This is a genomic window from uncultured Nisaea sp. (genome assembly GCF_963974195.1).
GTDB lineage: Bacteria > Pseudomonadota > Alphaproteobacteria > Thalassobaculales > Thalassobaculaceae > Nisaea.
Genome location: NZ_CAXBDC010000120.1, coordinates 1 through 12,030 on the forward strand (window position 1 = coordinate 1; position 12,030 = coordinate 12,030).

A 12,030-nucleotide genomic window follows, 5' to 3' on the forward strand; every position below is an offset into this window, starting at 1 on the left:
GGTCCTCGGCTACCGTGGCCGGGACGAGCTGGTACACAGGGACGATCTGGTGCTTGAGCGCTGACCGGCGCGCACCGGGAGACATTCGGGAGCAAGCGGACCCATGGCCATTCTTGAGATCGAGAGCGCGGATACAGACGATATCGCCGCGATGATGTCCGGCCTTGGCGCGGCGGCACGCGATGCCGCCACAGCGCTGGCCATTGCGACAACGGAACAAAAAAATGCGGCGCTGGAAGGCGCTGCCGGGGCGATCCGCGCCAGCCTGCCGAAAATCCTCGCCGCCAATGCGAAAGACCTTGAATTCGCAAGACAAAAAGGCGTTCGCGAGTCCCTGATGGACCGCCTGAAGCTGGATGCGGACCGGATTGAGGCGATCGCCCGGGGCATGGAAGAGGTCGCCGCCCTGCCCGACCCGATCGGCGGTGTCATGGCCGAGTGGGATCGCCCGAACGGTCTGAAAATCGCCCGGATCCGCGTGCCGCTCGGCGTCATCGGCATCATCTATGAAGCCCGCCCGAACGTGACCGCCGATGCAGGCAGCCTGTGCCTCAAATCCGGCAATGCGGCGATCCTGCGGGGCGGCTCGGAAAGCTTCCATTCCTCGAACGCGCTGGTCGAGTGCCTGCATCAGGGCCTGAAAGCGGCCGGTTTGCCGGAAGCCGCCGTGCAGCTGATCCCGACCCGCGACCGCGCGGCTGTCGGCGCCCTGCTGACCATGAGCGATACCGTGGATATCATCGTGCCGCGCGGCGGCAAGAGCCTGATCGAGCGGGTGCAGAAGGAAAGCCGCATTCCGGTGATCGCCCATCTCGACGGCGTCTGCCATGTCTATGTCGATGGCGCGGCCGACCCGGACATGGCCCGCGATATCACGGTGAACGCGAAAATGCGCCGCACCAGCGTCTGCGGCTCGGCCGAGACTCTGCTGATCGATGGAAAAGTCGCGGCCGCGCAGCTGCCCGCCATCGCAGCCGCGCTGAAAGAGGCGGGCTGCGCTCTGAAAGGCGATGACGCCGCGCGGAAAATCGTTCCGGATATGCAAGAAGCGACGGAAGCCGACTGGTCCACGGAATATCTGGACGCCATTCTCTCGATCCGGGTGGTCGATGGCGTGGATGCGGCAATCGACCATATCAACCGCTACGGCTCGCACCACACGGACAGTATCGTGACCAGGGATGCCGCCGCCGCCGCCCGTTTCGCCTCCCGGGTGGACAGCGCCATCGTGCTGCACAATGCCTCGACCCAGTTCGCCGATGGCGGCGAGTTCGGCATGGGCGCGGAGATCGGTATTTCCACCGGCAAGATGCATGCGCGGGGGCCGGTCGGTGCGGAACAGCTGACCAGCTTCAAATATGTCGTGACCGGGACTGGCCAGACGCGCCCGTGACCAGAGCTGCGCCTCACGCCGCTGAAGCGTCATGATCAGGAACCCGAAGGCCCGTCGTTTCCTGGCCGCCGCGCGCGGCAAGACCATTGCCGTCATGGGCGGGTCCTTCAATCCGGCGCATAAGGGCCATCTGGACGTCGCGCTCTACGCCTTGCGGAAGCTGCGGGCGGACGAGGTTTGGTGGATGGTCTCGCCGCAAAACCCGCTGAAGACCGCGGACGGGATGGCGCCGTTCGCCGAACGCATGGCCTCGGCCGAGCAACTCGCCCGGCATCATTCCAGAATCCGGGTGACGGATATCGAGGTCCTGCTCGGCACGCGGTTCACCGCCGACACGCTCTCCAGCCTTGTTGGCACTGTCCGGGGCGCCCGGTTCATTTGGGTCATGGGGGCGGATAATCTGGTCGGCTTTCACCGCTGGGCGGAATGGAAACAAATCTTCAACAGTGTCGCCGTTGCAGTTTTCGACCGTCCATCCTATTCTCTAAGGGCCTTGTCGGGCCCGGCGGCCCGCCGTTTTGCCAGGACGCGTATCCGGGAACGTTCGGGATCGCTGCTGCGCAATCGACGGGCACCGGCGTGGGTGTTCTTTCACACCCCGCTTAATCCGTTGTCTGCTACCCGAATCCGGTACAGGACAGACGGACGCTATTCCTGATATATGGCACGCATTGGCGCCGTTCGGATTGACGGTGCCTGAATATTTGATCGGCTCAGCGCCATTGGCGCGAAAGGAGACTGTCATACCGAAAAAAACCGCTCTCCCTTCAAGGGAAAGCCTCGTCGATCTGGCCTCTCGCTCGCTCGACGATATTAAGGCTGAGGATCTGGTCGTTATCGACCTCGAAGGCAAAACCTCGATCTGCGATCACATGGTCATCGCAAGCGGGCGATCCACCCGTCAGGTTGCCGCCATGGCACAACATCTCATCGAAGAACTGAAATCCGCCGGCGTGAAGGGAATCTCGGTAGAGGGTCTCTCGCAAGGCGATTGGGTTCTGGTCGATGCCGGTGACATCATCGTCCACCTGTTCCGCCCGGAAGTCCGTGAATTCTACGGGCTCGAGAAAATGTGGGGCAGCGAGCTCTCCGACAGCGGCAGGACCGTTCAGGTCGGCGGCATGGACGATGCCCGGGAACTTGCCCACGCCTGAGTAACTGATCGGATGGTGGCGCGGCGCCGACAAGACGAACCGGCGCCCGCCCTGATATCGCCCGATCCTGGAATGCATGCATGAAACTGACCCTGGCTGCGGTCGGCAAGGCCCGTCGTGACGTCCATTCGGACCTGTTCGCGCATTACAGCGGGCGCCTTTCCTGGCCTCTGGAGCTGCGCGAAGTCGATATCCGCCGCAAGCTTCCGCCCGAGCAGATGCAGGAGGAAGAGGCCAGCCAGCTCCTCGCCCTTGTGCCCGATGGCGCCATCGCCGTGGTGCTGGACGAGCGCGGCAAGGCACTTTCGAGTGCCGATTTCGCGAACAGGATCGGCACCTGGCGCGATGACGGCATCCGCGACATCATCTTCATGATCGGCGGTGCCGACGGGCACCACGAGCGCGTCCGCAACCGGGCGGATCTGCTGTTCTCCCTCGGCCGGGCAACCTGGCCGCACATGCTGGTGCGCGGGATGATCGCCGAACAGCTCTACCGGGCACAGCAAATCCTGGCCGGACACCCCTATCACCGGGAATGACCGCCCCATGAACATGCATGACCGAACTGACGGAACTCTGTATAAACCGGGACCATGACCGAGCAGCTGAACAAACCGCGTCCCGTCGTCCTGTGCATCATGGACGGCTGGGGACAGCGCAGCGAGCGTGACCACAACGCCGTCGCCCTCGCCAACACCCCGAATGTCGATCGCCTGACAGCTTCCGAGCCGAGCGGCTTCATGCGCGCCAGTGGCGCCGATGTCGGCCTGCCGGACGGGCAGATGGGCAATTCCGAAGTCGGGCACATGAATCTCGGTGCCGGGCGCGTGGTCATGCAGGACCTGCCCCGCATCAGCACGGCCGTTGCCGATGGCAGCCTCGCCGGCATTCCCGCGCTGAAGGAGCTGATCGAAAAAGCCAAAGCCGGAAGCGGCCGCTGCCATCTGCTCGGCCTCACCTCCCCCGGTGGCGTGCACGCACACCAGTCCCATATCGCCGCCCTCGCACGGGTGCTGACCGATGCCGGCGTCGAGGTCCTGATCCATGCCTTTCTCGATGGCCGGGACACGCCGCCAAAGAGCGCACGCGGCGATATCGAACGCCTGCTGGCGGATCTTCCGGACGGCGCGAAAATCGCCACCATTTCTGGCCGCTTCTACGCCATGGACCGGGACAATCGCTGGGAACGGGTGGAGCAGGCCTACAAGGTCATTGCGGAAGCGGAAGGAAATGCCGCCACCGATCCTCTGGCCGAGATTGATCGGGCCTATGCCGCCGGTGAGACCGACGAGTTCGTCACCCCGGCCGCAATGCCGGGCTATGACGGCGTGAAGGACGGCGATGTCCTGCTTTCCGCCAATTTCCGGGCCGACCGGATGCGGGAAATCCTGGCCTGCCTGCTCGATCCCGCATTCGACGGTTTTGTCCGGCCGCGCCCGCTGAATTTCGCCGCCGCAGCCGGGATGGTGAGCTATTCCAGTGCGCTTGATCCCTTCCTGTCCGTGCTGTTCCCGGCTCTGGACCTGACGAACACGCTCGGCGAGACCGTTGCGAAAGCGGGCCTGTCCCAGCTGCGCATGGCCGAGACCGAAAAATATCCGCACGTCACCTTCTTCCTGAATGGCGGCCACGAGGACGTGTTCGAGGGCGAGGACCGGATCATGGTGCCGTCACCGAAAGTCCGGACCTATGACCTGCAGCCGGAAATGTCCGCGCCGGAGCTGACCGAAAAGCTGGTCGGCGCCATCGAGAGCGGCAAATACGATCTGATCGTCTGCAATTTCGCCAACCCCGATATGGTCGGCCATACCGGCAGCCTGGAAGCGGCAATCAAAGCCGTGGAAACGGTCGATGGCGCTGTCGGCAAGGTCGAGGCGGCCCTGCGCAAGACAGGCGGCTGCATGTTCCTGACAGCCGATCACGGCAATTGCGAGATGATGCAGGACCCGGAGACCGGCGGGCCGCATACGGCGCACACCACCAATCTGGTGCCGACGATCCTGGTCAATGCGCCGGCCGGGATCGAAAGCCTGGCGACAGGCCGCCTCGCCGATGTCGCCCCGACCCTGCTGGACCTGCTCGGCGTGGCACAGCCCGCAGATATGACCGGCACCTCGATGTTGCGCACCAGCGCCGCCAGCGCGGCAGAGTAGCGGCGGCACGCCATGGCGAGCAAACGCGACATGGCCGGCCGGATGCCGATGCCCGTCGCGGTGCTCGCACTGGCGGCCGTCTTGCTCACCGGCACACTAGCCGCGCATGGCGCTGAATCCCTCCCTGACGCGGAAACCCTGGATCACAATCTCGATCAGGTGGAAAAGGCGCTGCGCAATGGCGCCACACGCAAACGCGATCTGGACGCGCTCGCCAACAGTGTCGAGCAGGAACTGCAGCGCCTGCGCCAGACCCTGGTTCAGGCCGCCGAGGCGACACAGGAACGGGAAGCCGAACTGACCGCCGTTGAAGACAAGCTCGCGGACCTCAAGGCAAGGCGGACCCTGAGCGCGGAATCATTCGCGGTGAAGAAACGGCAGCTTGCACGGGTCTCCGGAGCCCTCCGCCGCCTGGCGGCACGTCCCCCCGTCGCCATGATCGCCTCCCCCGCCAATCCGCTCGACACCGTGCACACGGCAATGCTGCTCAGCTCCATTGCCCCCAACCTGCGCCAGGAAGCTGTCAGACTCGCCGCCGAAATCGCACAGCATGAAACCGTCGAGCGCGGGATCATGGACGAACGGCGGCGGCTGGCTTCTGCAACCAGCGCGCTGAAGCGTGAGCGGCAAACCGTCGCCGTTCTTCTCGCGGAAAAGCAGGAAGCCAGACAATCGATGGTAAAAGAGCGTTCAGCCGTGGTCGACAAGCTGAACGCGCTCGCCGCCTCGGCGCGGGACCTGCGCGACCTGATGCAGAAAATCGAACGCCATCAGGCGGCGGAAGACAAGGCACGGTCCCGCCTGAATTCCATGGTCCAGAAAGGCGCTGTGCCGTCCGGTGAAAGCGCCGTCACTCCGGGCGCCACACCGGCGGATACTGCGGGCACGGCCCCGGGATCGAACACGATCTCTCCGGATTTCGTGGCGAACCTGCCGGCCGGCCCGGAGATAGATGCGAGCAAGGGCGGGTTGACCTATCCGGCAGCAGGAGAAATCAGCCAGCGATACGGCGTCGCGAACCGGTTGGGCCTGACCGAACAAGGAGTCGTGATCGCGACACGCGAAAACGCTCAAGTCGTTGCCCCTTTTGACGGAAAAGTCATTTATGCCGGACCGTTTCGCGGATATGGTCAGATTGTGATGATTGAACATGGTCAAGACTACCTTACCTTGATGGCAGGTATGTCTATGATCGATGTTCAGGTCGGGCAGGGCGTGCTTGCAGGCGAGCCTGTAGCCCGTATGGGAGATGCTGGGACTGGTGCGGATGGAACCGAGGGGCTCTATGTGGAGTTTCGCCACAATGGCGCCCCGATCGATCCGCTACCATGGTGGTCCGCGCGCACGAACAAGGTAAGGCGATGATGAAATCGATCCGTCAGACGAAATTCTGGACCAGAACCGCTCTGGTTGGTGCCGTAGCCGCGACAGCACTGTTTTTTGTGCCGCCATCGGAAGATGCCAGGGCGCAGCTGCAGCCGAGCCACGACACCTATGACCAGCTCAAGCTGTTTGCCGACGTGTTCGAGCGGGTTCGCTCCGAATATGTCGAGGAAGTCACCGATCAGGAGCTGATGGAAGCAGCCATTAACGGCATGCTGACCTCGCTCGACCCGCATTCGAGCTTCCTGAACTCCAAGAGCTTCCGCGACATGCGGGTGCAGACCAAGGGCGAGTTCGGAGGCCTCGGGATCGAGGTTTCCATGGAGAACGGCCTGGTCAAGGTGGTCTCTCCGATAGACGATACACCGGCGGCCAAAGCCGGGCTGGAGCCGGGTGACCTGATCACCCATCTCAATGGCGAGCAGGTCATGGGCCTGACGCTCGGCCAGGCGGTCGAGAAGATGCGTGGCCCGGTCGATTCAGATCTGACCATCTCCATCCGGCGCGGTTCCGAGGAGCCGTTCGACGTCACCCTGACCCGCGCGGTCATCAAGATCCGTTCCGTGCGCTCCCGGGTAATCGACAATGTCGGCTATATCCGTATCACCACCTTCAACGAGCAAACCACGACCGGCCTGGAAGCCGCGATCGAGAAGATCAAGGCCGAGAAGGGCGATCAGCTCACCGGTTACGTGATCGATCTGCGCAACAATCCGGGCGGATTGCTCGACGAGGCGATCTCGGTTTCCGATGCCTTCCTGGAGCAGGGAGAGATCGTGTCCACCCGTGGCCGCGACCCGGAGAACGCCTCCCGCGTTCACGCCAAGCCCGGCGACCTGACTGACGGCAAACCCCTCGTCGTGCTGATCAATGGCGGCTCGGCCTCGGCTTCCGAAATTGTCGCAGGCGCGCTGCAGGACCATCGCCGCGCCATCCTGCTCGGCACCCAGAGCTTCGGCAAGGGATCGGTCCAGACCATCATTCCGCTCTCCGGCCAGGTTGCCATGCGGCTGACCACGGCGCGCTATTACACCCCCTCCGGCCGCTCCATCCAGCAGACCGGGATCGCGCCGGATATCGATGTGCCGCTGGCCCGGATCGAAAAGCTCGGCAACGGGCGCGGACGACGCGAAGCCGATCTGCGCGGCGCCCTGAACAACCCGGCGGGCAACGGTGACGACACAACACCGGTGACCAACCCTGAGAGCAGCGACGATACGGCGGAGACAAAGCCCGAGCAGGAAGATTACCAGCTCGCACGGGCCATTGATCTGCTGCGGGGCATTGACCTTTACCAACAGCGCATCGTGAATTGAAGCTGCCCATACCAAAGATCAGCCTGAAACTGCCGGGACTTCCGTTTCGTAAACGGAACCCGGCAGCCGGCTTTGAAGACAATGAAGCGGATGCTGGCGATCCTCCGCGGAAAACCAGCCGAATTGGTAAAATCCTGCGTATGGCCGGGATGGCACTGCTTGGCGTCTCCGTGATCGGGGGGCTTGGTGCCGTCATTGGATGGCTGGTGGTGAACGGCCCCGAAACCGTCGCCGAACGCAAGGCCCGGCAACCAGAACTCACGGTGGCCGTCCTTGAGGATGGCGCCGTTCCGGAGCCGAACACCAGTCTCGACAACATGCCCGCGAAAGAACCCGGCAGCCATGACGACGCGCATGCATCCGCCGACGGTGCAACCAGCGAGCATGGGGAAAATCCAGGCTCTTCCGGGCAAGGCGAGCATGGCGGGGCAGACCCGGCGGCGCAAACGCCCGCACCGGCCCAGCAGGAGGGGCCCAGGTTCGAGCAGGCACTCGTCGAGGAGACCGAGAAGGGCATGCTCCCGATGGTGGCGCCGGACGGGCGCAAGGCCTGGGAGGTCTATGCCCGGCCCTTCGAGGGAGACACAAAACTCCCCCGGATCGCCATCATCATGACCCGGATGGGTATCTCCCGCTCCCTGACGGAAGCGGCGGCCCTCGCACTCAGTCCCGAGATCTCGTTCTCCTTCTCGCCCGCCGCGAGCAATCTCGACGACCAGGTCGCGATGGCACAGCGGGCGGGGCACGAAATTTTCCTCGATATCCCGATGGAGCCGTTCGGGTATCCGGCAAACGATCCGGGTCCCTATACGCTGCTGACCTCGCTCAGTGCCGTCGACAATCTCAACCGCCTGGAATCCATGCTCGGCCGAACCGTCGGATATGCCGGCGTGATCGGGGTGAAAGGCTCCCAGTTCACCACGGACGAGGAAGCGCTCACACCGGTGCTCTCTGTCCTGAAGGAGCGCGGGCTGATGTATGTGGACAGCGCCGCGACCTCGCGGACAATCGCGCTGGAGATCGCCGGCACCATTCAGCTTCCCCGCGCCGTTGCGAACGCAAATATCGACGACAATCCGGCCGTTGCCGAGATGCAGCGCCGGTTCGCCGCCCTGGAGCGCACGGCCCAGCGCACAGGATATGCACTCGGTGTCATCCCGCCTCTTCCGCTCACAATAGACCTTCTTGTCGCCTGGTCCGCGACCCTTGCCGAACGCGGGTTCGTGCTGGTGCCGGCAACGGCTATCGCGAACAAGCAAAGCCTGCGCTAACGCCGCCGGGCATGCATGAAATGGAGAATGCCGCCATGGCTGCCAAGCCAGCCGCCCTTCCCTATCGGCCTTGCGTCGGGATTGTCCTGATCAATGGGTCGGGCGAAATCTTCATTGGCAGACGCGCCGACACAGCACCCGCAGCCTGGCAGATGCCGCAGGGTGGTATCGACAGTGGTGAGGGTCCTCTGGTTGCGGGCCTGCGCGAACTTGCCGAGGAAACCGGTGTGACTGCCTGTGAGGTCATTGACGTCACCCCGGACTGGCTGACCTACGATTTTCCGCCCGAAGCCGTTCGCAAGGGCATCAAGTCCCGTTTCCGGGGGCAAAAACAGAAATGGGTCCTGGCCCGCTTTACCGGCGCCGATACCGATATCCATCTTTCCGGTCATGATGTCGAGTTCGACGCCTGGCGCTGGGCCGGCAGCGATGAGGTTCTTCGTCTGATCGTGGACTTCAAGCGGCCCGTCTATCAGGCCGTGCTCAACCAGTTCGCGGGATTCCTGTCGCGCTAGTCTTCTTGCCTTCGACGACGGGACTGATAGGGTTAAGTCTGACCGGCAGCCGGCACCATACATCTCCCTTACGGCTGCCGACCGCCGGTCGGGCAAAACATAAGGCCAATTACAAGATGGCTGGGGCCTACAGTAACCTTCCACAAACATTCGAACGTCGCGGAACATGCGTCCCGCTGATGTCAGTGCCGGCCTTCAATCATATACGTGTGCGCGAATATCTCGGTGGACGCGGGCGTTTGCTGGAAGCGACGATCCCGAATTTCTCCGGCACCCGCCGTGGCGAATTTGCCGTTGTCGACTGGAAGCAGCTCCCGGGCATGGGGGTGTTGTCCGAACGCGACGAAGAAGTTCATGGCAGAATTCTCGGCACACGCAATGCGCTGGATCTGGACCCGGTCAATATCCGCTCCATCCTGCAACAAGCCGATGCGGCCTATAACCCGGACGAGGAGCGCCGCCGTATCGCCCGTGAACAGGCCCAACGAGACCTTGAGGAAAAAGAGATCGTCCGGATGTCCTGCATCGCCCAGATGACGCGCGAGTGCGGCGTGGCACAGGGCGACGCCTTCATGGCCCGGGCAAGCACGCAGACCCTGCTCAACCTGATGACCGGCAAAAGTGCCGTCGCCGAGTTCCGCATGGATGAGCTGGTCGCGAAAGTTATGTCCCACACGGCCTTGCGGGCCGGCTGTACCGTTGACGAGGTCAGGGACTGGCTTGAGCCGTTGGTCGGTCTCATCGCACCGTTTGGATCGGTTGCCTCCGACAAGGAAAAGAAGACCGACGGCTTCCTTTTCCGGCAGCATCTCCGGTTGCTGGAACTCCGGGGCTCGCTGCAGATCTATGCGGCTGAATCCCGTCCCGAAGTCGCTGATTCGGTCAATCTTGTGCTCAAGGTGACGGATCAGACGATCGGCTATGTGAGTGAGCGGATCGTCACTCTGGATACTTTGCTGGCCAGCATCGCCGGCATGTTCAAGACGGTCGATAACTCAGTCATCAAGCTGCAGAAACTACGGCGGGAAGTCGCCTACGGGCTGGATGGCTGGGACGATCTTGTGTCCATCTGGCTGGACGCGTTCGAGAACAGGCATCTGATCGGCGGCGAAGCGGGCCTGGAGCGCGCGATCATGCATATTCTGTGGCACCTGCCCGTTCTTCCCTACAAGGAGTTGCACGGCGATGCGTTCGACGCCCAGTCCTCGGTCGAGCGGGCCCGGGTCAGGATCGTCAGCCAGATGCATTCCTGGCAGACCGACGAGATGGACCACGAATTGAAAGAGCGGGTCGAAAAGGGCAAGGAAAAAGCCAACCAGGAAAAGACAAACTGGTAGTTTTCAAACTGGTCCGCACAACGCAAAACGGCCGGCGCAAGCGCCGGCCGTTTCGTTATTTCAGTGTCGCTGATCCGAGCCGTTAGTTAGCCGCGGCGGCGCGCAATGCTTCCAGCGTCTTGATCCGCTGTTCCGTCCGCTCACGCTCGAGATCGGTCTTCACGTCTTTCAGATCGTCACGCAGATCCGCCAGATCGGACTCGACCTTGGCCGTGTCCACATCCTTCAGCACCTGAGCTTCTTCAGCCAGTACCGTGCAGCGGGTTTCCGTCACTTCGGCGAAGCCGCCGGCAACAAAGATCCGCTCTGCGACGGAGCCGTTCTGATAGATGTCGATCACCCCGGGCTCGAGGGTCGAGATCATCGGGGCGTGGCGTGGCAGCACACCGAAATACCCTTCCGTCCCCGGCACGACGACCATTTCGGCCGCTTCCGAGTAGAGAAGCTTTTCCGGCGATACCAGCTCGAACTGTGTCGTCTCGGCCATGTCTATGGCTCCACTCCGTTAGGCAGCCTGAATTAAGCCGCTTCCGCCGCCATTTTCTTGGCCTTCTCGACGGCTTCCTCGATGGTGCCGACCATGTAGAAGGCGGCTTCCGGAAGATCGTCATACTCGCCGGCAAGGATGCCCTTGAAGCCCTTGATGGTGTCTTCGAGGGAAACCAGCTTACCCAGGGAGCCGGTGAAGACCTCGGCAACGTGGAACGGCTGGGAGAGGAAACGCTGGATTTTCCGGGCGCGGGCCACGGTCTGGCGATCTTCTTCCGACAGCTCGTCCATGCCGAGAATGGCGATGATGTCCTGCAGGGACTTGTAGGTCTGCAGCACTTCCTGCACTTCACGGGCAGTCTGGTAATGCTCGTCACCGATGATCCGCGGATCGAGCATCCGGGAGGTGGAGTCGAGCGGGTCAACGGCCGGGTAGATGCCGAGCTCGGCAATCTGACGGCTGAGAACCGTGGTCGCGTCAAGATGCGAGAAGGACGTTGCAGGTGCCGGGTCGGTCAAGTCATCGGCCGGCACGTAAATGGCCTGCACCGAGGTGATCGAACCCTTCTTGGTGGTGGTGATACGTTCCTGCAGCATACCCATGTCGGTCGCCAGGGTCGGCTGATAGCCCACCGCCGACGGGATACGACCGAGAAGCGCGGACACTTCGGAACCGGCCTGCGTGAAACGGAAGATGTTATCCACGAAGAACAGCACGTCCTGGCCTTCTTCGTCGCGGAAATACTCGGCCTGGGTCAGACCGGTCAGCGCGACGCGCGAGCGGGCACCTGGCGGCTCGTTCATCTGGCCATAGACCAGGGCTGCCTTGGAGCCTTCGCCGTCCGGCACGATAACGCCGGATTCGACCATCTCGTGGTAAAGGTCGTTACCTTCACGGGTCCGCTCACCGACGCCCGCGAACACGGAGTAACCGCCGTGCGCTTTCGCGACGTTGTTGATGAGCTCCATGATCAGAACCGTCTTGCCCACGCCGGCGCCGCCGAACAGGCCGATCTTGC

At 62.9% G+C, this 12,030-nt stretch carries 12 protein-coding genes; 10 read left to right on the forward strand and 2 right to left on the reverse strand.

Annotated elements, in window-relative coordinates; all coding sequences use genetic code 11:
* Nucleotides 1-103 precede the first annotated feature (103 nt).
* From AAC126_RS19330 to AAC126_RS19375, 10 genes are all read left to right on the forward strand, one after another.
* Nucleotides 104-1,393 (forward strand): glutamate-5-semialdehyde dehydrogenase, encoded by a 1,290-nt coding sequence (locus AAC126_RS19330; protein WP_339856468.1) that lies wholly within the window; start codon nt 104-106, stop codon nt 1,391-1,393.
* A 31-nt stretch (nt 1,394-1,424) separates the two neighbouring features.
* Nucleotides 1,425-2,051, forward strand: a complete 627-nt coding sequence (locus tag AAC126_RS19335; RefSeq protein ID WP_339856471.1) for a nicotinate-nucleotide adenylyltransferase — start codon at nt 1,425-1,427, stop codon at nt 2,049-2,051.
* An 85-nt stretch (nt 2,052-2,136) separates the two neighbouring features.
* Nucleotides 2,137-2,547: a ribosome silencing factor gene (gene rsfS / locus AAC126_RS19340; RefSeq protein ID WP_339856493.1), complete on the forward strand. Its 411-nt coding sequence runs from the start codon at nt 2,137-2,139 to the stop codon at nt 2,545-2,547.
* 80 nt (nt 2,548-2,627) lie between these two features.
* Entirely contained in the window at nt 2,628-3,086 is a 459-nt protein-coding gene (gene rlmH, locus AAC126_RS19345) for a 23S rRNA (pseudouridine(1915)-N(3))-methyltransferase RlmH (protein WP_339856474.1), read from the forward strand.
* A 54-nt stretch (nt 3,087-3,140) separates the two neighbouring features.
* The gene (gene gpmI / locus AAC126_RS19350; RefSeq protein WP_339856476.1) at nt 3,141-4,700 is read left to right on the forward strand and encodes a 2,3-bisphosphoglycerate-independent phosphoglycerate mutase; all 1,560 of its coding nucleotides are present in this window, start codon (nt 3,141-3,143) and stop codon (nt 4,698-4,700) included.
* Between the two features lie 12 nt (nt 4,701-4,712).
* Entirely contained in the window at nt 4,713-6,065 is a 1,353-nt protein-coding gene (locus AAC126_RS19355) for a peptidoglycan DD-metalloendopeptidase family protein (RefSeq protein WP_339856479.1), read from the forward strand.
* Entirely contained in the window at nt 6,062-7,399 is a 1,338-nt protein-coding gene (locus AAC126_RS19360) for a S41 family peptidase (RefSeq protein WP_339856482.1), read from the forward strand. Before AAC126_RS19355 ends, AAC126_RS19360 begins: the two co-directional genes overlap by 4 nt.
* Nucleotides 7,400-7,539: 140 nt before the next feature.
* Complete coding sequence (locus tag AAC126_RS19365) at nt 7,540-8,670, forward strand: divergent polysaccharide deacetylase family protein (RefSeq protein WP_339856485.1); 1,131 nt, start codon at nt 7,540-7,542, stop codon at nt 8,668-8,670.
* A gap of 35 nt (nt 8,671-8,705) precedes the next feature.
* Nucleotides 8,706-9,185, forward strand: coding sequence for an RNA pyrophosphohydrolase (locus AAC126_RS19370; protein ID WP_339856488.1), 480 nt, complete (start codon nt 8,706-8,708; stop codon nt 9,183-9,185).
* 179 nt (nt 9,186-9,364) lie between these two features.
* Nucleotides 9,365-10,522 (forward strand): hypothetical protein, encoded by a 1,158-nt coding sequence (locus AAC126_RS19375; protein WP_339856490.1) that lies wholly within the window; start codon nt 9,365-9,367, stop codon nt 10,520-10,522.
* A gap of 82 nt (nt 10,523-10,604) precedes the next feature.
* Here the strand turns inward: AAC126_RS19375 and AAC126_RS19380 are convergent, their stop codons facing one another.
* Both AAC126_RS19380 and atpD read right to left on the reverse strand, forming a co-directional pair.
* A complete protein-coding gene (locus AAC126_RS19380; RefSeq protein ID WP_339856491.1) occupies nt 10,605-11,009 on the reverse strand; it encodes a F0F1 ATP synthase subunit epsilon in 405 nt (134 codons plus the stop codon).
* Nucleotides 11,010-11,041: 32 nt separating this feature from the next.
* Nucleotides 11,042-12,030: F0F1 ATP synthase subunit beta (gene atpD, locus AAC126_RS19385; protein WP_339856492.1), on the reverse strand; the 989-nt coding region annotated here is incomplete at its 5' end.

What these genes read in the sequence shown, in the direction of transcription:
- AAC126_RS19330 (WP_339856468.1), top strand. Translation starts at nt 104, where the DNA reads ATGGCCATTCTTGAGATCGAGAGCGCGGATACAGACGATATCGCCGCG.
- AAC126_RS19335 (WP_339856471.1), top strand. Translation starts at nt 1,425, where the DNA reads ATGATCAGGAACCCGAAGGCCCGTCGTTTCCTGGCCGCCGCGCGCGGC.
- rlmH (WP_339856474.1), top strand. Translation starts at nt 2,628, where the DNA reads ATGAAACTGACCCTGGCTGCGGTCGGCAAGGCCCGTCGTGACGTCCAT.
- gpmI (WP_339856476.1), top strand. Translation starts at nt 3,141, where the DNA reads ATGACCGAGCAGCTGAACAAACCGCGTCCCGTCGTCCTGTGCATCATG.
- AAC126_RS19355 (WP_339856479.1), top strand. Translation starts at nt 4,713, where the DNA reads ATGGCGAGCAAACGCGACATGGCCGGCCGGATGCCGATGCCCGTCGCG.
- AAC126_RS19360 (WP_339856482.1), top strand. Translation starts at nt 6,062, where the DNA reads ATGATGAAATCGATCCGTCAGACGAAATTCTGGACCAGAACCGCTCTG.
- AAC126_RS19365 (WP_339856485.1), top strand. Translation starts at nt 7,540, where the DNA reads ATGGCCGGGATGGCACTGCTTGGCGTCTCCGTGATCGGGGGGCTTGGT.
- AAC126_RS19370 (WP_339856488.1), top strand. Translation starts at nt 8,706, where the DNA reads ATGGCTGCCAAGCCAGCCGCCCTTCCCTATCGGCCTTGCGTCGGGATT.
- AAC126_RS19375 (WP_339856490.1), top strand. Translation starts at nt 9,365, where the DNA reads ATGTCAGTGCCGGCCTTCAATCATATACGTGTGCGCGAATATCTCGGT.
- AAC126_RS19380 (WP_339856491.1), bottom strand. Translation starts at nt 11,009, where the DNA reads ATGGCCGAGACGACACAGTTCGAGCTGGTATCGCCGGAAAAGCTTCTC.